26 protein-coding genes are annotated in these 22,300 nt (G+C 72.5%); 13 read left to right on the plus strand and 13 right to left on the minus strand.

Annotated features, from left to right (window positions below):
• The first annotated feature begins 88 nt into the window (after positions 1 to 88).
• From ACH45N_RS27525 to ACH45N_RS27555, 7 genes are all read left to right on the plus strand, one after another.
• Positions 89 to 400 carry a hypothetical protein gene (locus tag ACH45N_RS27525; RefSeq protein ID WP_397399409.1) on the plus strand — a complete coding sequence of 104 codons (312 nt, stop codon included), beginning with the start codon at positions 89 to 91 and terminating at the stop codon, positions 398 to 400.
• A 75-nt stretch (positions 401 to 475) separates the two neighbouring features.
• Positions 476 to 961 (plus strand): hypothetical protein, encoded by a 486-nt coding sequence (locus ACH45N_RS27530; protein WP_397399411.1) that lies wholly within the window; start codon positions 476 to 478, stop codon positions 959 to 961.
• A 140-nt stretch (positions 962 to 1,101) separates the two neighbouring features.
• Entirely contained in the window at positions 1,102 to 1,728 is a 627-nt protein-coding gene (locus ACH45N_RS27535; protein ID WP_397399413.1) for a hypothetical protein, read from the plus strand.
• Between the two features lie 42 nt (positions 1,729 to 1,770).
• Positions 1,771 to 2,301 (plus strand): NUDIX domain-containing protein, encoded by a 531-nt coding sequence (locus tag ACH45N_RS27540; RefSeq protein ID WP_397399415.1) that lies wholly within the window; start codon positions 1,771 to 1,773, stop codon positions 2,299 to 2,301.
• An 88-nt stretch (positions 2,302 to 2,389) separates the two neighbouring features.
• Positions 2,390 to 3,427: a hypothetical protein gene (locus tag ACH45N_RS27545; protein ID WP_397399417.1), complete on the plus strand. Its 1,038-nt coding sequence runs from the start codon at positions 2,390 to 2,392 to the stop codon at positions 3,425 to 3,427.
• Positions 3,428 to 3,457: 30 nt separating this feature from the next.
• On the plus strand, positions 3,458 to 3,892 hold the full coding sequence (locus ACH45N_RS27550) for a DUF4259 domain-containing protein (RefSeq protein ID WP_397399419.1): 435 nt from the start codon (positions 3,458 to 3,460) through the stop codon (positions 3,890 to 3,892).
• 124 nt (positions 3,893 to 4,016) lie between these two features.
• Positions 4,017 to 5,060, plus strand: coding sequence for a hypothetical protein (locus tag ACH45N_RS27555; RefSeq protein ID WP_397399421.1), 1,044 nt, complete (start codon positions 4,017 to 4,019; stop codon positions 5,058 to 5,060).
• 52 nt (positions 5,061 to 5,112) lie between these two features.
• Here ACH45N_RS27555 and ACH45N_RS27560 read toward each other — a convergent pair whose 3' ends face one another.
• The 6 genes from ACH45N_RS27560 to ACH45N_RS27585 all read right to left on the minus strand — a co-directional run bounded on the left by ACH45N_RS27560 (position 5,113) and on the right by ACH45N_RS27585 (position 9,684).
• Complete coding sequence (locus tag ACH45N_RS27560) at positions 5,113 to 5,424, minus strand: hypothetical protein (protein ID WP_397399423.1); 312 nt, start codon at positions 5,422 to 5,424, stop codon at positions 5,113 to 5,115.
• Positions 5,425 to 5,556, minus strand: coding sequence for a hypothetical protein (locus ACH45N_RS27565; RefSeq protein WP_397399426.1), 132 nt, complete (start codon positions 5,554 to 5,556; stop codon positions 5,425 to 5,427).
• 37 nt (positions 5,557 to 5,593) lie between these two features.
• Entirely contained in the window at positions 5,594 to 5,977 is a 384-nt protein-coding gene (locus ACH45N_RS27570; protein ID WP_397399428.1) for a hypothetical protein, read from the minus strand.
• A 26-nt stretch (positions 5,978 to 6,003) separates the two neighbouring features.
• On the minus strand, positions 6,004 to 7,026 hold the full coding sequence (locus ACH45N_RS27575; RefSeq protein ID WP_397399430.1) for a hypothetical protein: 1,023 nt from the start codon (positions 7,024 to 7,026) through the stop codon (positions 6,004 to 6,006).
• A gap of 53 nt (positions 7,027 to 7,079) precedes the next feature.
• Positions 7,080 to 8,291 carry an MFS transporter gene (locus tag ACH45N_RS27580; RefSeq protein WP_397399432.1) on the minus strand — a complete coding sequence of 404 codons (1,212 nt, stop codon included), beginning with the start codon at positions 8,289 to 8,291 and terminating at the stop codon, positions 7,080 to 7,082.
• A 67-nt stretch (positions 8,292 to 8,358) separates the two neighbouring features.
• Entirely contained in the window at positions 8,359 to 9,684 is a 1,326-nt protein-coding gene (locus ACH45N_RS27585; protein WP_397399434.1) for an MFS transporter, read from the minus strand.
• 97 nt (positions 9,685 to 9,781) lie between these two features.
• Between ACH45N_RS27585 and ACH45N_RS27590 the strand changes: the two genes are divergently transcribed.
• Together ACH45N_RS27590 and ACH45N_RS27595 are read left to right on the plus strand one after the other, a co-directional pair.
• On the plus strand, positions 9,782 to 10,354 hold the full coding sequence (locus ACH45N_RS27590) for a CGNR zinc finger domain-containing protein (RefSeq protein WP_397399436.1): 573 nt from the start codon (positions 9,782 to 9,784) through the stop codon (positions 10,352 to 10,354).
• Between the two features lie 25 nt (positions 10,355 to 10,379).
• A complete protein-coding gene (locus tag ACH45N_RS27595) occupies positions 10,380 to 11,123 on the plus strand; it encodes a hypothetical protein (RefSeq protein WP_397399438.1) in 744 nt (247 codons plus the stop codon).
• Positions 11,124 to 11,141: 18 nt separating this feature from the next.
• On the opposite strand, the gene ACH45N_RS27600 is transcribed toward ACH45N_RS27595, so the two are convergent.
• Positions 11,142 to 12,119 carry a DUF2797 domain-containing protein gene (locus ACH45N_RS27600; protein WP_397399439.1) on the minus strand — a complete coding sequence of 326 codons (978 nt, stop codon included), beginning with the start codon at positions 12,117 to 12,119 and terminating at the stop codon, positions 11,142 to 11,144.
• Between the two features lie 85 nt (positions 12,120 to 12,204).
• On the opposite strand from ACH45N_RS27600, the gene ACH45N_RS27605 reads away from it, so the two are divergent.
• Positions 12,205 to 12,987: an SDR family oxidoreductase gene (locus tag ACH45N_RS27605; RefSeq protein WP_397399441.1), complete on the plus strand. Its 783-nt coding sequence runs from the start codon at positions 12,205 to 12,207 to the stop codon at positions 12,985 to 12,987.
• A gap of 10 nt (positions 12,988 to 12,997) precedes the next feature.
• Here the strand turns inward: ACH45N_RS27605 and ACH45N_RS27610 are convergent, their stop codons facing one another.
• Positions 12,998 to 13,810 carry an NAD-dependent epimerase/dehydratase family protein gene (locus ACH45N_RS27610; RefSeq protein WP_397399443.1) on the minus strand — a complete coding sequence of 271 codons (813 nt, stop codon included), beginning with the start codon at positions 13,808 to 13,810 and terminating at the stop codon, positions 12,998 to 13,000.
• Between the two features lie 166 nt (positions 13,811 to 13,976).
• Here ACH45N_RS27610 and ACH45N_RS27615 point away from each other — a divergent pair, with 166 nt between their 5' ends.
• Complete coding sequence (locus ACH45N_RS27615) at positions 13,977 to 14,528, plus strand: hypothetical protein (protein WP_397399445.1); 552 nt, start codon at positions 13,977 to 13,979, stop codon at positions 14,526 to 14,528.
• A gap of 245 nt (positions 14,529 to 14,773) precedes the next feature.
• Positions 14,774 to 17,662, plus strand: coding sequence for a discoidin domain-containing protein (locus ACH45N_RS27620; protein WP_397399447.1), 2,889 nt, complete (start codon positions 14,774 to 14,776; stop codon positions 17,660 to 17,662).
• A gap of 192 nt (positions 17,663 to 17,854) precedes the next feature.
• On the opposite strand, the gene ACH45N_RS27625 is transcribed toward ACH45N_RS27620, so the two are convergent.
• The 4 genes from ACH45N_RS27625 to ACH45N_RS27640 form a co-directional block, all read right to left on the minus strand.
• The gene (locus tag ACH45N_RS27625) at positions 17,855 to 18,163 is read right to left on the minus strand and encodes a hypothetical protein (RefSeq protein WP_397399449.1); all 309 of its coding nucleotides are present in this window, start codon (positions 18,161 to 18,163) and stop codon (positions 17,855 to 17,857) included.
• A 147-nt stretch (positions 18,164 to 18,310) separates the two neighbouring features.
• Positions 18,311 to 19,003 (minus strand): response regulator, encoded by a 693-nt coding sequence (locus ACH45N_RS27630; RefSeq protein WP_397399451.1) that lies wholly within the window; start codon positions 19,001 to 19,003, stop codon positions 18,311 to 18,313.
• A complete protein-coding gene (locus ACH45N_RS27635; protein ID WP_397399453.1) occupies positions 19,000 to 20,220 on the minus strand; it encodes a sensor histidine kinase in 1,221 nt (406 codons plus the stop codon). The genes ACH45N_RS27630 and ACH45N_RS27635 overlap by 4 nt, the downstream gene beginning before the upstream one ends.
• Positions 20,217 to 21,050 carry a lysostaphin resistance A-like protein gene (locus ACH45N_RS27640; protein WP_397399455.1) on the minus strand — a complete coding sequence of 278 codons (834 nt, stop codon included), beginning with the start codon at positions 21,048 to 21,050 and terminating at the stop codon, positions 20,217 to 20,219. The genes ACH45N_RS27635 and ACH45N_RS27640 overlap by 4 nt, the downstream gene beginning before the upstream one ends.
• Before the next feature lie 130 nt (positions 21,051 to 21,180).
• Between ACH45N_RS27640 and ACH45N_RS27645 the strand changes: the two genes are divergently transcribed.
• Positions 21,181 to 21,771: a uracil-DNA glycosylase family protein gene (locus ACH45N_RS27645; protein WP_397399457.1), complete on the plus strand. Its 591-nt coding sequence runs from the start codon at positions 21,181 to 21,183 to the stop codon at positions 21,769 to 21,771.
• Positions 21,772 to 21,796: 25 nt separating this feature from the next.
• Here the strand turns inward: ACH45N_RS27645 and ACH45N_RS27650 are convergent, their stop codons facing one another.
• Positions 21,797 to 22,108, minus strand: coding sequence for a hypothetical protein (locus tag ACH45N_RS27650; RefSeq protein WP_397399459.1), 312 nt, complete (start codon positions 22,106 to 22,108; stop codon positions 21,797 to 21,799).
• Positions 22,109 to 22,300 lie beyond the last annotated feature (192 nt).

Consider the following 22,300-nt stretch of genomic DNA (forward strand, 5'->3'; position numbering starts at 1 on the left):
TCCGACCTACAGTTCACCCATGGTGAGCAGCGCGAGCGGGTACCAACCCCGCCCCCTCAGGCGGGAGTTGTCCTGAGACGAGGTATCCATGGCGTTCCGACGCTTCTACCGCCGCACCTTCCTGAACCGCCGCGGCCACCACGCCGGCGCGTACGCGCTGGCCGACATCACCACCGAACCGGGATACACCGACGACGACCAGGCCAAGCGCGTCAGCGCACGCCTGACCATCGCTGACTGCGGCCGCGTCGTCACGCTCGACCTCGACGCCGACACCCCGGCCGAGGCACGCAACGCCCTGCACAAGGCCCGCTTGCTGCGCGACATCCTCGACCAGTCCGTCGCCGCCCTCGAACGCGCCGTCGACGACGCCGGCCTGTCCGGCGATCGGAAGGGGTGAGCAAGGCTCCCTGACGATCGGGCGATGAGGAATCCGCGGCGCCAAGAGCGGAAATCGTCCACTACGCTCCGAGCCGTGACCGTCTACCGGATCCGACAGGACCTCGCCGTTCTCCTTGTTCTGCCGATCCCGATTCTCACGGCCGCAATCTCGCTGGTGCTGATCACGACGCAGCAGCCGGTCCTCGTCGCGCTGGCCGTCGTCTACATCGCCGTGTCCATGGTGCTGGCGATCCGGATGTACCGGCGGGTACGTAATAGGACGCTCACCGTCTCGGAGTCCGGCGTGACGGTCCAGCGCGACGCTTACAGGATCGAGGCACCCTGGTCCGAGGTGGTGGGGATCGATCGCAAGCGTCACCAGGGCCTTCTCGCTGACGAACTCGTGCTCGCCAACCCCGTCGTCACCTTCGTCGACGCGGCGGGCAAGCCGACTCGCGTCCCCAAGGCCGCCGCCGGGCACCCGGCCCTGCAGCGGATCCAGGTCAGCTTCTACGACAAGAACTGGCGCGAGGGGCCGATCGGCGATCGTCTGAGGGCTCTGCTGCAGCCGTCGTCGTAGAAGCGTGGTGTCCGGCGCTCGGAAGGGGTGAACACACCCGCCTCGCCGAGAAACCCGCGCCGTACCGCTCTTACGATCGAGATGTCAGGATTTCGCGGCAACAAAAGAGAGCCGCGGGCGACGCTCGACGAGGAGCGATCATGTCCGATGAGACCCACACGGAGACCGACCCGCTCACCCGGCTGAGAGATATCACCTCGGCCCGCGCCGACGACGATGTGCTCGACCAGCTCACCACGGCCGGACTGGTCGACCTGGGGGAGGGTCGTCCCGTGCGCGACGTCCTCTACGAGGCCGAACGCGACGGCACGAACCTGGCCGCGATCTTCGTCGAAGAGGAGGACGAGGACGCCACCGCCCTCGACATCACACCGATCGGGCAGCTCAACCCACGCCAGTCCCGCCGCAGGCTCTCGGCGGGACGGGTGCTCGGCATGTACGTCCAGGACTGCCTGATCAACACGGAGGCTGAGCCCGCCTACCACCGCCTGCCGAGCTTCTCCTCGCACAACCCGTACCACATCGTCTATCTCTTCAAGTTCCCGCCGAACCAGGCGCGCACCGTCAACGTGACCCTCCAGGTCTTCTCGGCGGGCACGGTGCGCATCTCGGGCACGAACAGCCCCGCCGTGCTCACCGTGGGGCAGAGCTCCATCCCGCTCACGGTGCCGATCGGCGTCAGGACGACGAACGAGGGCTTCGCGAGCGTCTTCATCCAGCGCAACGGTGAGGTCGGGTTCGACTGGTTCTCTGCCGTCGTCTTCTGAGGTCGGCTTCGGGTAGTGCGCTGACGGTCTACGTTCGCCACCATGGCGACCGCTCCCGACGAACAACCCCAGGACATCGGCTCGGCGGAGTACACACACGCCGTCCCGCGCAAGCGGCTGGCGGCGACCGTGGTGTTCACCGATCGCACCGGCCGCGTGCTCCTGTGCGAGCCGACGTACAAGCAGGTCTGGGAGGCCCCGGGCGGCGCCGTCGAACACGACGAGTCGCCCCGGGCCGCCGCCGCGCGCGAAGTCCGCGAGGAGCTCGGCCTGGGCATCGAGCCTGGGCGCCTCGTCGCCGTCGACCACGTTCCGGCGGTCGACGGGCGCACCGAGGCTTTGGTCCTCGTGTACGACGGCGGCCGGCTGACCGAGCAGCAGACCGCGGTGATCCGGCTCGCCGGCGACGAGCTGCTGTCCTGGGCGTGGTGCACCGTCGACGAGGCGCGCGAGCGGATGCGCCCGCTCGTCGCGCGCCGGATCGCCGCGGCCCTGAACGCGATCGCTGAGGGCGGTGTGGCCGAGCTGGAGAACGGCTACCCGGTCGCGGTGCGGCCCGCCGACCGCGGCTGACCCGCACTGGGGCCGGGTCCCGCGAGGACCGAGGGCGCCGCGAAATTGAGATGGTGCCCCGGTCTACGTTCCGGCAGGCTGCACTGGCATGACCCGCGTGCGCCCCACCTGGCCCGACCTGCCTGCCTCGATCCGGACGGCGATCGAGGATCGCCTGGGCGCGAAGGTCACCTCCTGGGTCTCGCACGACGGCGGATACTCGCCCGGCCTGGCCAGCGTGCTCACCACCGAGCACGGCCCGGTCTTCGTCAAGACCGCCGCGCCCGGCCAGACCGAGGCGCTGCGGCTGCACCGCAAGGAGGCGGCCAAGGCCGCCAGCCTGCCCGTGGGCGTGCCTTCGCCCGCTTTCCTGTGGTCGCTCGACGTGTCGGACGGCGATGGGGTCGCCGACGCCGTTCGGTCGGACGGCGGGGAGACCGCCGTCGGGCCCGATGCCACGGCCGGCCCGGACGCGCCCGCCGACGAGCAGTGGGCCGTCCTCGCCTTCGAGCCCGTGGACGGGCGCGCAGTGCGCACCGAGCCGTGGGACCTGGACGACGTCGACCTGTTGGCCCGCCTCGCCCTCGAGATCGGTGAGCATCCGGCGCCCGACGGCGATGTGTTCCACGACTCCGCCGACCACGCCCGGCCGCAGGCACAGCTCCTGGCCGACGAGCGCCCGCAGGGGCTGGCGACCTACGACCCCTGGTTCGTCGAGCACCTGGACCTGGTCGCGCAGGTCGCCGCCCCCGAGCGGCGGGCCGAGGCGTTCGCCGGCGACCGGCTGGTGCACGCCGACTTCCGGGCGGACAACGTGCTGATCCTCGGCCCGGACGAACAGCGGCGAGGGGTGGTGGTCGACTGGCCGCACGCGGCACGGGGCGCCGCGTTCATCGACGTCGTCGGGATGCTGCCGGCCATGCACGCGCTGGGCGGACCGGCGCCCTCGGAGGTGCTGGAGCGGACCCCGCTTCCGGCCGGAACCGACCCCGAGGCCGTGGTGACCCAGGTCGCGGTGCTGGCCGCGTACTTCGTGCACGGGTCGCTGCAGGAGCCGCCGCCCGGCATCCCGCACCTGCGCCAGTTCCAGCGGGTGCAGGCCGAGGCCAGCATCGCCTGGCTGCGGGAGCTGATGCGGGCGGGCTGAGTGTCAGTGGGTCCGCGTACCTTCCTCGCCATGGGTACATGGAGCACCGAGATCCTCGGCAACGACAGTGCGATGGACGCGCTGGGCGACCTCGCGGCCGGCGAGTTCTCGTTCACGGAGCTGGCCGAGGATCTGAAGGACGACTACATCGACAGCAGCGCCGGGGACGCCGTGCTGGCGCTCATCGAGGTGGCGCTGGCAGTGCGCGGGTTGCGCGAGCTTCCGGAGGATGACGTCGTTGACGCGGCCCGCATCGTGCTCGACGACGATCGTGCCGCCTGGCTGTTGGCCCAGTCGGACCGGGTGCTCAGCCTTGACTCGGAGGTGTTCCAGCTCTGGCAGGAAACCAGCGAGCGGTCGTTCCGCGAGTGGCTCGGCAACGCGGAGGCTGCGGTCGCCGATCTTCGGCGGGCACTGGAGGCTTCGGCGGGCGTCGAGACCCTGGAGAGCGCCCATGACCGCTGATCGTTTTGACCTCGTTTCGGAGATCACTCAAGGGAGGCTGGATCGGTCTGCGGCCTGGCGATTCGTGGCTCGGTTCGCCGAGCACTGGCTGAGGGAGCCGCTCCACGTGACGTCGGGTGTGCCCATGGAGCGGATCGAGGCGTTCGAGGCCGAACTCGGTGTGCGGCTGCCGCCAGCGGTGCGGGAGTTCTACGGGCTTGCCGGACAACGTCACGACCTGTTCAGCAACCAGGACATCCTGCTGTCCGTCGACCAGCGCCAGATGTACGTCGACGAGGGCGCGCTGATCGTCCGGCATGAGAATCAGGGTGTGTGCCGGTGGGGGATCCTCCTGGATCACCTGGATCAGGACGACCCGCCCGTCGTCGTGCTTGCCGAGGTCGCGGACACGTCCCAGCGGCGTTGGGAGCCGTGGTCCGACACGCTCTCGGCCGTGGTGATCCAGTGGTTGATCTACGAGTCATGCATGCGCCCTGAGACCGGTGACCTGGCGACCGAGCTCGCCGATCCGGACGGACTAGCCGACATCACGGCTCGCGGTGAGGTGCTGGAGATCGTGCCGTTTCCCACGGGACAGGCCAGTGCCCAGACCGGGGCACTGTGGCGGCTGGTCGACGACGTCGTCGTGCTGGCCGATGAGAGCACCATCCTGATCAGCGCGCGAACCTCGCAGAACGCCGAGGCGTTCCGGAAGCGCTACCCGGCAGACTGGCTGGACGACGACGCGGCGGAGCCTGGTGATGAGGCCGACCCTGACGACGAGGACCTCGGACCGAAGCACCCCGCCTTCGCCGCGCACTTTCGCGACCCGATCTACGACGACCAGGGCGACGACTTCGCTCCGTTCGGCAACAACGAGGGGTGGGACACGGTCGTCGAGGCGGCAAAGCGGATCGACGAGCTGGACGGCAGCACCACCCTGGCGCAGATCGACCCCGAGTGGTTCGAGGACGAGGCTGCCGTCGTGGCGGGCCTCCACGACGACGACGTAGACATGGTCGACTTCACCATCGGCGCGGGATTCGCGTTGCTGCGCCTGACCGGCCAGATCGACGACGTCGGCCGCGGCTGGGTACTGCAGGCGCTGGACGCTCGCGACCGGGTCTACGGACCGCAGCCCCAGACCGAGCGGATGCGGGCCGACCTGCTGTCCTTCCGCCCAGGCTGAGATCCGACGTCAGGTGCCCGGCTGCCCGGACGAGCGTCGCGGGCGCCGGGCCTCACTGCGGGTCGAGACCGAAGTGCTTCCGCACGGTCGGGTCCTTCTCGATGATCAGGTCGACGACGTCCCAGAACCGCGGAAGCCACTCGTGCTGCAGCGCCTCCTCACGGGAGAGCTGAGCTCCCCGGAGGGCGTTCGAGCAGTCACCGGGAGGAGTCGCGACAGAGCACGCGTAGCCGTGGCCCTCGATGAAGCCGTACCGGCAGCTGAAGGTGACGCGGTCACCGACCACCGTGGTCGGGCTGTCGGGGTCGAACTGGTCGTCGAGGATCACGTCGATGTACGCCTCGTGCTCCCCGCCGTGGTGCACTCAGTCGGCGTAGAAGATCGCGAAGGCCCCGGCCACCTCGTGGTTGACGAAGTCCGTGACCCGCTCGTGCAGGCTTCCGCAGTCACAGGTGTAGGTCGCGACGTCGTGGTCGGGGTCCAGGAGCAGGCTCACGGTGAGCACCGTACCGGGCCACCCCACCAGGACGACGTCACGCGTCCTCCCTCAGGCCCGCGACGAAGGCGACACGGCTGCTGCGCCAGTTCGATGGCCAGACCTGGGGAAGCAGATCGAGGAGCCTGCTTCGCTGTGACTCGGTGGGAAGCGCGAACTGAGGAATGGTCATGTTGCGGCCGAGCGCGGCGAGGTCCGGGTCGTCGTCGAGCATGATCTCAAGGTCGGCGATCGTCTCGTCCCAGCCGCTGCGGCCGCGCTTGAGCCACCACGCCCGGCGTCGGAGCTCGGGTGCGGCCGAAGTCGTCAGCGCCCACAGGTCGTCGTCGGACCAGGCGGAGGGCACCTCAAGGAGCGCCTCCGACGCGAGTCTCGCGACGCGCGCAGTGCCGGTGCGCAGGGTCCGGAGCAGCAAGGTCACGTCGCTTGCCCGCGTGTCATCCGTGATCAGGCGCAGGCCGGCCTTCTGCAGCGGCGGCTCGGCGCTGCGGACCAGGTCGAGCGCGATCGCGTGGTCGACGCTTCCCCCGGCCTCGACCAGGCCGCGATACGCGCGGGCGCGCACTCTGGCTGGTCCGGGCGCCTTTGTGGCTGACTGGTAAGCCGCGCGCGTATCCCTACCCTGCTCCTCCCACCGTTGCCGCGCCCACATGCGCACCAGCTCTCCGGGTCGACCAGCAGGCGTTCGAGGTCGGCCGGGTCGAGCAGGTCGGCAGACAACCGGACAAGCCCCAGGACACGGCTGTGGGGAGACCGGTCGTGCAGGAGGGCGCTTGCGATGACGTCGGGTGCCGCGGTGTCGGCGATGAGGCGAGCGAGAAGGCTCTGCACCAGGCGGTCGGGCTCGTGAAGCAGCGCGGCGGCGGCGTCGTTGGTCGCCAGCAGCCCATTGGTGAGGCTGTGCTGGAACGCGGCGCGGCGCACCTCCCGGCTGGTCGACAGGCGTAGCCGCGACCACAGCGCAGCCTCCCCGTGCACAGCGGACAGCGCGTGCAGGTAGAGGGGCAGAACCTCGGCGCCGCGTACCCGTCCCTCGATGAGCTGCAGCACGGGCATGATGTGGTCCGCCTGTGCGAGCGACGTCCTGCCGAGCAGCGCCTTGACGGCAGCCTCTCGCACGGGTCGCACGTGGTCGCTCAGGCGGACGGCGAGCATCCGGTCGGCCAGTACGGCGTCCGACCCCGACAGAAGGTGGACCGCGGCCTCGCGCACGTGGCCGTCGCCGTGCATGCTCGCCAGCGCCGCGCCGACAGGCCCGGATCGACGGAGTGCGCCGGGGTTCCACGTCGATGACGGCCCGAGGGTGTTCCCGTACCGCCAGCTTCGCGCTGCCTGATCGACCTGGAGGAGCTCACGCGCTGAGATCGACGACAGCCAGTCCTCCAGCGCTGTCGTCGATATGGCACCGCGAGAATGGACGGCGGCCAGCCCGTCGGCCAGGCGGTCCGTGATCTCAGAGGTGGCAAGCACGCCGTCATGATGTCAGCGGCCAGAAGGGACGCACGAACGAAATACCGGTCCCGTCACGGCCGCGCCGCCTCCCGCGGCAGCACCCGCGCGACCAGCACCAGCCCCACGCACGCGACCAGCGCCACGACCGACGTGACGATCCACGGCAGTCCGGGGTCCACTCCGAAGGTGGTGGCGAAGACGCCCGGGGCCGCGATGTTGGCGAGCGCGAAGCTGTACTGGAACCACGACAGGTAGGTGCTGCGCTGGCCGGGCGGCGCGGCGTCGGCGGCATAGGCGATCGAGCGCGGGCCGTGCAGCAGTTCGGCGACCGAGTAGACCAGCACCGACAGCGCCAGGCCGGGGACGATCAGGCTCGCGGGCGCGAGGCCGAGCGCCGCCGTGCACATGCCCCACACGGACCAGATGATCCCCGCGATCACCATCACCGTCACGCGCGACCGGCGGCGCGTGAGCCGGACCGCGAAGGCCTGGCCCAGCGCGTTGAGGATCGTGTTGATCGCGAGCAGCGGTCCGACGACGGCCGCCGACGCCGCCAGCCCGTCGACCACGTACACGCCGAGGCCCGAGCCCAGGATCGTGCTGCAGAACGCGAACAGCGAGGCCACGCCGATGAGGCCGAGGTACGGCAGCGTCGGGATGCGGTGGGCGCGGACCGGGGCGGCGGCGTCCGCGGCATGGGTGTGCCGGGCTGAGCGGTCGCCCAGGAGCAGCACCGCGGACACCACGAAGCAGACCGCGTTGGTGCCGATCGCCAGCAGGTACGGCAGGTCGCCCGGGATGAGCAGCAGGGCGCCCGCCGTCAGCGCGCCGAGCGCGTAGCCCGTGGCCTGCACCATGTTGGTGAACGCGAACCAGCGGTCCTTGTCCTCGGTGGGGCCGGAGTCCGAGGCGTCCGCGATGACGGCGAAGACCGACGACCAGAACGCCCGCTGCCCGATCGCGGCCACGAGGGTGCAGGCGGCGACGGCCGGCAGGTCGCGGGCGATCAGCAGCCCGCCGAGCCCTGCGGCCTGGAGCACCTGCGCGGCGATCAGGATGTTGCGGCCGCCCAGCCGGGGCACGATCTGGCCGACCAGCGCGGGCACGACGAGCGCGACCGCGAAGGTCGCCGAGAGGGTGAGCCCCGCCTGCTGGAGGGGGATGTCGGCGACGCGGGTCAGGAAGAGCAGGAGCAGCGGGCCGCTGATGCCGGTGCCGATCGAGTCCACGCCGAGGGCGACCGCGAGGGGGATGTGACGGCGAAGCTCGGGCAGGTCGAACACGGTGCGGGCCTCCAGACGGGTTCGGGCGGCGGCCCTGGGCGGGCCGATATCCAGGGTGGGGCGGGACTCAGGCTCTGCTCCGCGGCAGGACCGCCCTCCGGTCCTGACGGCGCAGCAGCACCGCCGACGTCGTCCCGACGAGCGCCGTCGCGGTCAGCACGCCGGCGATCGGGGCGGCGTCGTGCAGGCCGATCAGGCCCGCGACCGGGGCGATGAGCCCCGCCGCGGCGAAGGTGCCGAAGCCGTAGAGGGAGGTCGCGGTGCCGGCCTGCGCGGACTGGTCGCGCAGCGCGCGGGCCGCGGCGCCCGCGAAACAGCCGCCGCAGCCGGCGACGAACACCCACAGACAGGGGAGCAAGCCCGGCAGTCCGGCCCCGGCGCGCTCCAGGGGGACGATCGCGAGCGCCGCGACGGCGGTCAGCGCCGCGAAGCCGATCAGCACGGGCGCGTTCGGACGGCGCCGCTGCAGCGACGCGCTGACCTGCACCCCGACCACGAGGCCGAGCGAGTTGGCCAGGAACACGGCCGCGAACTGGCCGGCGGTCAGTCCGTGCACGTCCTGGAGCAGGATCGGCGACGCGGCGACGTAGGCGTAGACGCCGGCGTAGGTCATCGCGCCGAGCAGCGTCGCGGTGCGGAAGCCGGGGTCGCGGAGCACGGCGCGGAGTCGGGCGCGGGTGCCGCGGTCGGCCGAGCCGCTCCGGTCGGCGGAGCCGCCCTGCATCGCCGAGCCGTTCCGACCAACCGAGTCGCCCCGACCGGCCAAGCCGTTCCGCTCCGCCGAGCCGTCACCGTCCGCCCGAACACCCCGACCCACCGCATGCGTCTCCGGCACCACCACCGTCGTCACCACGAGCACCACCGCCGAGAACACCCCGAGCACCCCGAAGATCCCGCGCCAGCCCACCAGCGGCAGCAGCGCCGCGCCCGCGACCGGCGCGAGCAGCGGCACCGTCGTCGTGATCAGGGTGATGCGCGAGACCAGGCGCACGAGCCCGGGGCCGTCGCTGACGTCCCGCGCGATCGCGAGGACGAGCACCGAGCTGCCCGCGGCCGCGACACCCTGGGCGACGCGCAGCGCGGCGAGAGCCTCCAACGACGGCGCCGCGGCGCACAACAGCGTGACCACCACGTGCAGGGCGGAGGCGAGCAGGAGCGGCCGGCGTCGTCCGACCCGGTCGCTCCACGCACCCGTGACCAGGTTGCCGAGCGCGAGGCCCACGGTCATGCCGGCGAGCGTGAGCTGCACGGCGCCGTCGTCCGCGCCGAACTGGCGCTGGAGAACGGGGAACGCGGGGAGGTAGAGGTCGATCGAGAGCGGCCCGAGCGTCGTGAGCAGCCCGAGCGCCACGATCAGCAGTCCTGTGCGCCGCATCGTCGCCGCGTTCGTCATCGTGCCCCCTGCACATCGTTGTACACCACCGTCAGCGGTTTGCCGGTGTCATGGTTGCCTACGGCACCGACACCGGTCAAGCCATTACGCTGGTGTCATGCAGCTCGAGGAGAACGGCTTCGACACGTGGGCGCCGGCGTCGCCCGGGCTCGTGCGCGACTTCGTGAACAGCTACGAGCCGCAGGAGGACGCCGAGAGCCTCGACAGCGCGACCGCCCTGCGCGACTGGTTCGCCGTGCGCGGTCTCGTCCCGGCGAGCGCCCGCATGACGGCGGACGACGTCGCCGCCGCGCACCGGATCCGCGAGGGGCTGCGCGCGGTGCTGCTCGGCCACGCCGGGCACGAGGCGGACGACGACGGCGCGGCCCGTCGCGCGCTCGACGCCGAGCTCGCGCGCCTCCCGCTGCGCGTCTCGTTCGACGCCGACGGCGGGCTGCTGCTCACCTCCCCGGGCAGCGCGTTCGAGCGGGGGATCGCCGGCGTGCTCGACGCCGTCCGCCGCAGCGAGGCCGCCGGCGAATGGGAACGGCTCAAGGTCTGCGCGCGCGACACCTGCCGGTGGGCGTTCTACGACGCCTCCCGCAACCACGCGCGGCGCTGGTGCTCCATGGCGGGCTGTGGCAACTACATCAAGATGCGGCGGCGGTCGGCGGACCGGGCGCAGGCGTAACGCGGGTTCTGCCAGGATTCTCCCCGTGACCAGTTACTTCGCCCGGTACCAGGTCGGGGAGCACGACGACGTGTGGCGCGACCTGCGCGCCCTGGGCCTGACGGCGTTCGACGAGCCGCACCGAGAGGACGCCCAGGCCGTGGCCCGCGAGATGGCGGCGCGGGCGCGCCGGAACGTGGAGACGATCGTCGACCGGCTCCAGGCCGACGGGTTCGTCGCCGCCGAGAACGACGACGAGGCCACGCCTCGTCCGGCACACTTCCCGCCCTCGCACGGTGCCGCCGACCTCGCCGACTGGCTGGAGGAGACGTTCGCGCCGTTCCCGATGACGGTGTCGGCGTGGATCCGCGGGGTCGGGGACGTCTGGCTCGTCGGCGAGCACCCGCGGTGGCCGGCGAGCGTGCTCGCCGACCCGCTCGTGGTCGAGTTCGAGCACAGCTTCTACGGCGGCGGTTCCCGCGAGTACTACGCGGACGAGTGGCAGAACTGGCAGGACGACGCCGACGCGGACGACGACGCCCAGCCGTTCCAGCTCGACTTCGCCCCGGATGCCCTGCACAAGGCCAACATCAGCGGCGACGGGCCGTACGGGATCCAGCTCCCGGGGGTCGGCGTGGACGGGCTGGTCGGCCCGACGCTCTGGTTCGTCGACGACCTCAACACCGCCTTCGCGGCCGGCGGATTCCCCGAGGCCCTGTACGAGGAGGGCTATGCCGACCCGCCCGCGGGGCTGCGCGAGGGCCTGGCCCGGGATCTGCTCCGTCTCTGACCGGCGCCGGATCGCGCGTCAGAAGAGCGCGTCCTGCTCCGGCCCCGGACCCGAACCGCTCGGCGCGCTGACGGCGGAGGCGCTCGCCGTCCCCGGCACCGCCGGATCGGCGTGGGTCAGGTCCCAGCCCTCCAGCAGGCCGGTGTCGACCAGCAGCAGACCGCCCGCCGTCGCGAGCCCCGCTGTCACGAGCCCCGGCGCCGCGACACCCGGCGCGCTCAGGTACACGTCCCGCCCGATCCGGCAGACCACCTCGCCCGTCACCGTCGTCCCCGGCCGCAGCGGGTCGAGCTGCCGTGCGGGCGCGAGGCCTCCCTCGGGCAGCCCGTAGGTAGAGGTATGGTCCAGCGCCGACGTCGGCGCCCACGTCTGCCCGGGCGGCCAGTCCAGTCCGGCCGCCCGCCGGACGACGGCGGCCAGCTCGGCCGCGCGCGACGTAGTCGTCCCCGGCGCCCACCGCGCCGCCCGCTTGCGGGCGGTGTGCACCTGCTGCGGCAGGCCGAGCGCCGCGGTGAGCAGGGCCTCGCACCGCCGGGCCGAGACGAGCGTGCCCGCCGAGAGGAACAGCGACGACAGCGCGCCCTGCTCCAGGAGGCGGGCCGGCCCGCGGGTCGAGGCGGTGATGCCCGCCTTGATCACGCTCCCGTGGTGGGCGAGGTAGACGCGGAAGTCCCGTGGGTCGTCCAGCGCGGTGTCGGTCGCGACGGACCGGGTGCGGGCGATCGCGGCGCACGACTCGCACTGGCCCGACTTCGCCGCGGCGTCGATCCGCGCCCCCGCGACGCACGGCACGCGGCGTCCGTCCCACCACAGCCCGAGGCACCGCCGGTCGGCGCCGACCCGCAGCCCGAGCCGCGCCCCGACGTCCAGCGCGCTGCGCCGCGTCGCGCCGCCGGGGGAGAGCCACTCCAGCGCCGCACCGCCGTCGGCCCAGGTCAGGCCGGTCGGCCGCCAGGCGGGCGGGATGGCGCTCGGCGGGGTGCGTGCGTCGGACACGGCACGACTCTAGAGCCAACCGACAAGCCGATTGCCGACTCCCGGTACACGATGGATTTCTCGGGACGGCCGGAGGGAGTCGATGATGACGACGATCGTCGTGCTGGGCGGCACCGGCACCATCGGCACCCAGGTGGTCCGGCTCCTGCGGGCGCGGGGCGACGACGTGCGGGTCGTGTCGCGCGCCAGCGGCGTCGACCTGGTCACGGGGCAGGGCCTGAGCGCGGCGCTGGACGGCGCCCAGGTGGTGGTCGACACCGCCAAGCCCGGCTCGCTCGACCCCGCCCGCATCGGCGAGTTCTTCGACCGGGCCGGGGAGAACGTCACGCGGTACGAGGGCGAGGCGGGCGTGCGGCACCACGTCATGCTGTCCATCGTCGGATCGGACCGGGCGCCCGACGTCCCGTTCTACGCGGCCAAGGTGCGGCTGGAGGACGCCGTCCGCGGCGGCTACGCGCACTGCACCATCCTGCACGCGACCCAGTTCTTCGAGTTCGCCCCGGCCATCGCCCGCGCCTCGACGGCACCGGAGGGCGGGCCCGCCCTGATCGCCCCGCTGCTGGTGCAGCCGGTCGCGGGGTCGGACGTCGCCGCCGAGCTCGTCCGGCTCGTGAGCGCGCCACCGGGCATGACCGACCTCGACCTGGCAGGCCCCGACCAGTACGAGCTCGACACCTTCGTGCGCGTGGCGCTGTCCCGGCTGGGCGCGTCCCACGCCGTCGTCCGCGACCCGGACGCGACCTACTTCGGCGGCGTGGTCGACCGCCGCGCGCTCCTGCCCGGCCCCGGCGCCCGGATCGCGCCGACGGCACTGCGGGACTGGCCGGCCGGGGCCGAGCGCCCCGCCCACCTGGCCGCCCACGGCTGAGGCCGGCCGGTCACCACTCGCCGCCCAGCGGGTGGTCGTCGTCGGCGAAGATGCCCGCGAGCGCCCCCTCGCGCTCCGGCACGGGCGGCGCGACGCCGTCGCGCTCGGTCGCGCGGCGCACCGCGTCGTCCTGCGGGTGGAAGCCGATCGCGTGCCCGGGGCCGAGCGGGAACCAGCCCGGCGCGTTGTCGGAGACGCCCCAGACGATGTGGTGCCCGGGCCGGTCGAGGGCGGCGACGGCCTCGACCAGGCGGGCGGCGTCGGCGGGGGAGAGCCACTCCGCGACCGACCGGCCCTCGCGGACGTCGTCGCTGAACGCGCAGATCCGTGCGCTGACGACCGTCATGCCGAACCGGTCGGCGTAGACGCTGCCCAGCGCCTCGCCGGCCGCCTTGCTCACGCCGTAGAACGTGTCGGGCCGCGGGACGAGGACATCGGCGGCGCCGGCCTCGTCGGGCGTTGCGTAGCCGACGACGTGGATGGTGCTCGCGAGCAGCACGCGCGGCACGCCCGCGCGGTGCGCGGCGTCGAGCACCTTCTGGGTGCCGTCGATGTTCACGGCGAGGATCTCGGGCCACGGCCGCTCCCAGGGGTGGGCCGCGAGGTGCACCACGAGGTCGGCGCCGCGGACGGCGTCGTCCAGGGTGGCCGGGTCCGTGATGTCGCCCGCGAACCACACGTCGCGCTCGTCGCGCTCGGCGGGGACGGCCCGGTCCAGCAGGCGCAGCTCCCGGCCGCGACGCCGCAGGATCGGGGTGACCGCGCGGCCGATCCGGCCGGCCGCTCCGGTGATCGCGACCACCTGTGGTGCGTCGTTCGACATGCTCGGGCTCCCTCGTCCGGTCGGCGTTCTGACGAGAGGGTAGGGGATTTCACGGCGGACGACCGCGCCGACCTGCGGTGACACGCGCGAGCGGCCCCGGACCGGTTCGCGGACGGCGCGGGGCCGGCACGAGTCCGGCACGTGGACGGCGCGAGAGAATGGCCGCATGAGCACCTCGCGCCGCGCCGCGCACCCGGATCCCGAGAGCCGCGTCGCCCACCTCACCCCCGAGGAGCGGGAGGATTTCGCCGAACGCCTGCGCGAGCGTGTCTACGTCACGTTCGCCTCGCTCGCCGTCATCCTCACGCTGCTGGCCCACGCGCACGGGCTCGGCGCCGGGACCGCGGCGGCGTCGCTGACCATCACCGCCGTCGGCACCGTGGCCGCCGCCTGGCTCGCCGAGCTCATCTCGCACCTCGCCGCGCACGGCGGGTTCCCCGACCGGCACCACCTCGCGGCCATGACCCGCACCAGCGGCGGCGCCCTCCTGACGCTCGTGATCCCGCTGCTCGCCCTCGCCGCCGCGGGCCTCGGCTGGTGGGAGGTCACCACCGCGCTGCGCGTCGGCGTCGGCGTGCTCATCGCCACCCTGGTGCTCATCGCCTGGCTCGGCATCCGCCGCACCAAGCTGCCCTGGCTCGCCCGCATCCTGGCGCTCGGCGTGCTCGCGGCGCTCGCGGTCGGCGTGGTGGGGCTCAAGCTGCTCGCGCACGGCTGAGGCGGTCCGGGCGGGGACGCCGGCGTCCCGCGGCGTCGGCGTGCGGCGTCGATACCTGCCGCCGGTGCCGGTGCCGGTGCCCGAGTCGATCACTTTCGGACATCTTGTTGACGTGAACATTTCGCGGGTGCCAGCCTGTTGCGCGGCGGTCCCGCAGGGCCCGCCGGAACGCAGGGTCGCGTTCCGCGAGGCCGGCGCCGTCCGTCCTCGTGCGTCCACAGACTTCGAGGATGAAGGAGACGGACATGGGACTTCGCCGCGCTCGGCGCACCAGCCCCTCCGCACCACCCGCTCGCCCAGCACTCGCCGTCGCGCTGGTCGCGGCGCTCGCCCTCCCGGCAGTGCCGGCTGTCGCAGCGACCGGCGACACAACGGCCGACGACACAGCGTCCGGCGACGCCGCGTACACCACCTACCCGCCCGTCCTCGACCCCGGCTCCGGCGCCGCGAACTACTTCACGCCGTCCTGGCTCGACACCGCCGGCAACCACATCCAGGCCCACGGCGGCCAGGTCGTGTCCGTCTCGGCGGAGGCGCTCGGCGTCGACGCCGGGTCCGTGGTCCAGGGTGAGGAGGCTGGCCAGACCGTCTACTACTGGTACGGCGAGGACCGCAGCAACGGCTACTACGGCAGCCCGGGCGTGCACGCGTACAAGTCGTACGACACGAGGAACTGGACGGACGAGGGCGTCGTCCTGCGCTCGGTGTCGGACGCCGCGGAGCTGGAGTCGGACTACTTCGACGCCCTCTACGACACGGTCGACGACGCCGGCGAGCCGCGCGCTGACCGCATCGCCGAGGTGAACTACCACCTGAACACCAACGAGGCCGCCGACTACACGACGATCTTCGAGCGTCCCAAGGTGCTGTTCAACGAGCGGACGAACCAGTGGGTGCTGTGGTGGCACTCCGACGGGCAGACCACCGTGGGCGGCAGCATGTACGCGCGCTCGATGGCGGGCGTCGCGGTCTCGGACAGCCCCACCGGGCCGTTCAAGATGACGGGCGTGTACCGGATGCCGAACCGGACCAACTACCAGGCGTGCATCTCCGCCGCCGTGCCCGGGCAGGCGCGCGACATGACGGTGTTCCAGGACGACGACGGCACGGCGTACATCGTCTACTCCTCCGAGGAGAACCGCTCCCTCTACATCGCCGAGCTCGACGCGGACTACACGAACGTCACGCACACCACCGACGTCGACATGGCGGACGCCGGGCAGTACTCGGAGGACGGCCGTTTCCCGTACCTGTTCGCGGACGGTACCGCCGCCGCACCGGTGCGCGGCGAGGACTTCCAGATCGTCAAGGAGTGCGGCGTGCTGGAAGCACCCGCGCTCTTCCAGCACGGCGGCAAGTACTACACCGTGGCGTCGGGCGCGACGGGCTGGGCCCCGAACCCGCAGACCTATTACACGGCCGACAGCATCCTGGGTTCGTGGATCCGCGGCGTCGAGGCGGGCGACCCGCACGAGAACGTCGCCTACAACGCGATCCCCGAGGGCGGCGACGGCCTGCTGTCGGTCGGAGACACGCGCCGCACCACCTTCGGCTCGCAGTCGACCAACGTGCTCGACCTGGGCGGCGGCCGGTTCGTCTACATGGGCGACCGGTGGAACGCCGGGGCGGCGAACTCGAACTACGTGTGGCTCCCGGTCACGATCGGCGAGAACGGCCGCGCCGAGATGCGAAACCCCGCCACCGAGGACCCGGCGCGCTGGGGTGACGGCTGGGACGAGAGCTACTGGGACGACAAGGGCGCCGGCGCCGAGATCTGGCGCGTGGTCGAGGACGGCGTGCCCGACCAGGTCGCGCCCGGCGTGGACTTCGGCGCCACCCTGCCCGACGCCGTCCCGGTCGAGGTCGACGGCGTCACGACGGACGTCGCCGTGACCTGGAACGCGACGTCGTTCGACGAGCGGGGCACCCAGACGATCACGGGCACGCTCGCTGCGACCGACGGGTTCACCGCTGGTCGCACCTTCACGCGCACCGTCGACGTGCACGAGGACGGCGTCGCCAACCTCGCGCCCGGCGCGTCCGTCGCGGCGTCCAGCCGGGCGAACCTCGCCCCGACCGTGGTGGACGGCAACGTCAAGGGCAAGGGCTGGGACGACTGGACGTCGTCCGGCTACCCGCGCAACAGCTGGCTGTCCTTCACCTGGCCGCTCACGCAGGACCTGACCGAGGTGGTGGTGCACACCTACAAGGACGGTTCGGGCGCGACCTGGCCGTCGACGGTCGCGGCGGAGTACCTGGACGCGTCGGGCGCGTGGACGACGACGGACATCAGCGTCGACCTCGCGCAGGACGCGGCGTCGTCCGCCCCGGTCGCGACCCTCGATGTCTCGGATCTGCCGCGCACGAACGGCCTGCGCCTGCGGCTGACGACGGCGACGAACACGTGGCAGTCGATCTCGGAGGTGCAGGTCTGGGGCGCGGACGACGTCGAGGACCTCTGCCGCGCCGACGGAACCACCGTCTCGGCGAGCTTCCACCAGACGGAGTGGGAGACCATGCCGGCGGCCAACGCGTGCGACGGGAACGCGGCGACGTCGTGGTCCACGTGGTCGGGCAGCGCCGGCCGGGACGAGGTGACGTTCACGGTCGAGCCGGCGCAGCCGCGCGCCGTGGACCGGATCGGCTTCACGAGCACCGAGGGCACGATCGCGCACGTGGGCGTCGAGTACCGCGACGCCGCGGGCACCTGGCACCCGACCTCGGCCCAGGACGTGGTGCCGGGCGCGACCGGGACGCCGGTGTCGATCGAGTTCGAGCCGGTCTGGGCGTCGGCCGTACGGCTGACGTTTGCGACCCCTGGCTCGTACCTCAAGATCCCGGCGCTCGGGGTCGGGGCGCGCAGCACCGCCGTCGTGCCCGAGGTGGCGGCGCGGTGCGTGGGGCGGGACAAGGTCCAGCTCGTGACCACGGTGCGGAATCTCGGTGACCGGCAGGCGGACGTCGAGATCCGGACGCCGCTCGGCACGCGCGTGGTGCGCGACGTCGCGCCCGGGCGTACCGGGTCGGCCGTGGTCAGCACGAGGTCCACGGCGCTGGACGCGGGGAGCGTCACGGTCGCCACGAGGGACGAGCAGGGCCTGACGGCGGGCTACCCGGCGGCCGACTGCGCGTGACGGCCGGGGGCTGATGTCTCAAGCTGACGGCTATGGTGACGGCCGGCTGCCAACTCACCTTTGAGGCCCGGGTTTCTTCGCTTTCGGACGGTCGAAAGCGAAGAAAGTCGGGCCTCAAAGGTGATGACGACGCCGGGCAGGACGCCGGCCGCGCCGTGCGTCGACGTCAGCCCTCGACGTCAGCCCCCGACGTCAGCCCTCGAAGTCGACGTTGCCGCGGCAGGCGTCGCCAGGGCTGGGCACGGCGGACTTGAGCCCGTGGCTCACGTACTTGCCGTAGCTCTGGACCCGTCCGTCGGTGACGAAGTCGTCGTTGAACTCCGGCGGCTGGTTCTCCTGCGCGTCGGGCAGGTCACGGCCGGAGAACGCGCACGCCGAGCTGGCCTTGTGCGCGCCCGGGATCGGATCACCGTTGCCGTTGGTCTCGCCCGCCATGGCCGACATGGCGCCGCCGAGGGTCAGCCCCGCTGTGACGACGCACGTCAGGATGACACGCCTCATGTTCACCACCTCCTTGTGGTGAAGGGCGTCCGGGTAGGTCGGTCGGACCCGGTCCGCCCTCCGGACCTTCAACGTACGTCCGGGCAGCCGGCGCTACCGCCCGGCGCCGAGAGATCACCCGCGCCCGCGGACGTCGGCTCCCGCCGGTCAGGTCACCAGGCCCGTGCGGTAGGCGTAGACGACGGCCTGCACGCGGTCGCGCAGGTTGAGCTTGGCCAGGAGGCGCGACACGTAGGTCTTGACGGTCTCCTGGCTGATCACCAGGGTCGCGGCGATCTCGCTGTTGGACCGGCCGTCGGCGATCAGGCGCAGCACCTCCAGCTCGCGGGGCGTCAAGGCGGTGTCGGACGGCGCACGCTCGGTCGGCCGGATCCGGGCCGCGTACCGCCCGACGAGCTGCCGCGTCACCTCGGGGGCCAGCAGCGCGGCGCCGCTCGCGACCGTCCGGATACCCGCCAGGAGCTGGCCCGCCGGGGCGTCCTTGAGCAGGAACCCGCTGGCCCCCGCGCGCAGCGCCTCGTAGACGTACTCGTCGAGGTTGAACGTGGTCACCACGAGCACCTTGACCGGACGCTCCACGCCGGCGCCGGCGAGCAGCCGGGTCGCCTCGATGCCGTCGAGCACGGGCATCCGCACGTCCATCACGACGACGTCCGGCTCCAGCCGCCGGGCGAGGTCGACGGCGGCGCGGCCGTCCGCGCACTCGCCCACGACCTCCAGGTCGGGCTGGGCGTCGATGATCGTCGCGAAGCCGGTGCGGATCAGGGCCTGGTCGTCGCACACCAGGACGCGGACGGGCGGGTTCGCGGGAGCGCCCGTGGGCACCGCGCCCGCGCTCACGACCCGCCCCCCGCCGCCGAGTACGTGCGGGGCACGCGCGCCCGGACGACGAAGCCGCCGTCGTCCAGCCGCTGCGTACCGAACTCGCCGTCCAGGGCCTCGACACGCTCGCGCAGGCCGGCCAGGCCCCTGCCGCTGCCGGGGACGGCGGCCTCGGGCCGGTCGCTCGTACCCGGTCCGGCGGCAGATCCCGCGCCGCCTCCCGCCCCGGCACCCCGCCCCGCTGTGCTGACCTCCACGACGACGTCCCTCTCTGTATGCCGCACCGCGACCGTCGTCGGCGCGCCGTGCGCGTGCTTGAGCGCGTTCGTCAGGGCCTCCTGCACAACGCGGTAGGCGGTCAGCCCCGCGCTGTCGGCCGACCCGGCCGGCTCGCCGTCCTCCACCAGGTCTACGGGCTGCCCGGCCCGGCGCGTCTGCTCCACGAGCACCCCCACCTCCGCGGCGGACGGCGTCCGCGCGGCGCCGTCGTGCCCCGGATCGAGCAGGTCCAGGAGGTGCCGCAGGTCGGCGACGGCGCGCCGGCCCGTGTCGGTGACGGCGTCCAGGGTCTGCTCCAGGCGGTCGGGCGCCGCCGTCAGATACTTCGCCGCCTCGGTCTGCACCACCATCGCCGTCACGTGATGGGTCACCACGTCGTGCAGCTCGCGGGCGATGCGGGTGCGCTCCGCGGTCAGCGTGTCCTGTGCGACCCGGCGTCGGCGCTCGGCCTCGGCCGCCCGCGTGGAGCGCAGCCACGCCCCGATGCCCCACGCGAGGGCCATCGCCAGGTAGAACGTCACGAACTCGTCCACCCGCTCAGCCCCGGTCAGCCGGTCGAGCGCGACCGCGAGCCCCACGTAGCCGACGGTCAGGACGGCGGCGACCACGCGCCGTCGTCGGCCCAGGTGGGCGCCCGTGCTGACGAGCGCGATGCCGAGCGCGTTGCCCGCGAACGAGTGGTAGCCGAACACCTGGCCGGCGGCGAAGCCGGCCGCGACGAGCAGCATGGTGAGGGCAGGCCACCGTCGTCGGACGGCGAGGGGGAGGCACTCCAGGGCGATGACCAGCACCGCCCACCTGTCCAGGGGTCGGGCGAGCAGCTCGCCCACCTGGGTGCCGTAGTCGCGCAGCGCGGGCAGGAACGCCGCGCCGGCGAGCCCGAGGGCGAGCGGCAGGTCCCGGACCGTGACGTCCAGGCGGCGCCACCGGTCCGGGACCTGCCTCAGCTCGATCACCGGGGGAGCCTAGCGGCCACCTCGGCGCGGGCGGCGCGGCGGACCGGCACGATGCGGCCGCGCCGGTGGGCGACCACGAGGAAGATCGCGGCGGTGACCGCGCAGAACACCACGGAGTAGAGGCTGCCCTCGGGGCCGAACGCGCCGCCGGTGACCAGCACGTGGCCCTGCGTGGTGGCGTCGAGCAGGCCCTGCGGGGTGTCGTTGCCGGAGACCTCGGTGCTGAAGATCGCGCTGCCGGCGATGTTCCAACCGAGGTGCAGGCCGATGGGCAACCAGAGCTTGCGGGTGGCGACGTACGCGGCGGTGAGCATCCCGCCGGCCTCGATGGCGATCGCGACGGCGCCCCACAGGGTGGCGTTCGGGTTGAGCAGGTGCGCCAGGCCGAACAGCAGGCCGGTGATCGTCAGCGCGATCCACGTACCGGTCCAGCCCTCGACGATCCGGAACAGGACACCGCGCCACATCAGCTCCTCGGTCACGGCCGCGGCGGCCATGAACCCGACCAGCCCCAGGGCCCCGAGCGGCGAGCCGAGGCCGTGCACGGTGTAGCTGCCGAGGAAGGCGAGGTTGACGATGACGAGGCCGAACAGCCCGAGGCCGAGCAGCGTGCCCCAGGTCAGCGCGGGCGCCGCGCCCTTCAGGGCCACCTCGATGACCGGACGGCGCTCGGTCAGCCGCACCACCCACCGGTAGACCACGACGCCGACCACGGCCGTGGCGAGGCCGACGACGAGCGTCAGCCAGGGACTGTCCTGGACCGCCATGAGGCCTTGGCCGCCGAGGAACGAGACCGCCACGATCGCGATGAGCTGCCACACCAGACGCACGATGACTCCTTGGGAACGAGCCGCGGCCGGGCACCGCGGGGTACCCCGAACGCTATGAACTCCCAGGTCAGCAGTCGTCACCGCGGGGTGGACACTCGCGGGTAGCTCGCACGGGGGACAGACTGGGGCGGTGGCCAGCACCCTCGACCTGATCCGCACGGAGATCGTCGCCGACCCGTCCAACGCCTGGGCGGCCGAGCTCGGCTGGGAGCCGCTCTACTCGGTCTCGGAGGGCGCCCGGATCGTCCTGGTGGGCCAGGCCCCCGGCCGCAAGGCCCAGGAGAGCGGCAAGCCGTGGAACGACGCCAGCGGCGTGAAGCTGCGGTCCTGGCTCGGCGTGACCGACGAGCAGTTCTACGACCCGAACCTGTTCGCGATCCTCCCGATGGACTTCTACTACCCCGGCAAGGGGGCGTCCGGCGACCTTCCACCACGCAAAGATTTCGCAGGGCGGTGGCATCCGCGGATCCTCGCCGAGCTGCCGAGCCGCAGTCTCACCGTCCTGGTGGGCAGCTACGCCCAGAAGTACTACCTGGGCGGCCGGGCGAAGAAGAGCCTGACGGAGACCGTGCGGGCCTACCGGGAGTACCTGCCGGAGACCGTGCCGCTGGTGCACCCGTCGCCGCTCAACTTCCGCTGGCAGGCCAAGAACCCCTGGTTCGAGGCGGACGTCGTACCGGAGCTGCGGACGCTGGTGGCGGGGGCGCTCGCGGGGACGTGACGGCGGCATGACGCGTGCACGACCGTCAGGCCGCGTCCTCGGACGCTGGCACCGGGCCGGGCGGATCCGTGTCGTCGAACCCGCGGAGCGCCTCGTTCAGCAGGCGGGCCGACTTCGCGAGCTCCAGGATCTGCTCGCCCTTGGCCGTCGGCTGCCAGGTGCCCTCGCTGTAGGTCAGCACGTCGTCGTCGTACGCCTGGCGCGTGGCCATGAGGTGGTACTTGACCGTCGCGGAGTCGCGGTCGAGAGCGTTGGCTGCCGCTCCGTACGAGCCGCTCTCGTGGAGGGTGAGTACAGCTAGCAGGTTCTCGCTGGTGGCCCTTTTGGAGCTCCCCATCGTGGCGGTTCCTTCCCCCAACCCTCAGCTTCGCGGCATGGACTGACACCGTAAGCAGGTCGACGAGCGGACGTCAAAGTCCGACATATCCCGATATTCAGTTTCACCCGTAGGTTTTCTTCCTCTGTTCGCCCTGAGCGCGTGCTGGTTCGCTACCGGAGGTTTCTTGACCTCTGCCTGGAAGTGGTGGGG

The sequence above is a fragment of the Promicromonospora sp. NPDC019610 genome (genome assembly GCF_044389365.1).
Taxonomy (GTDB): Bacteria; Actinomycetota; Actinomycetes; order Actinomycetales; family Cellulomonadaceae; genus Promicromonospora.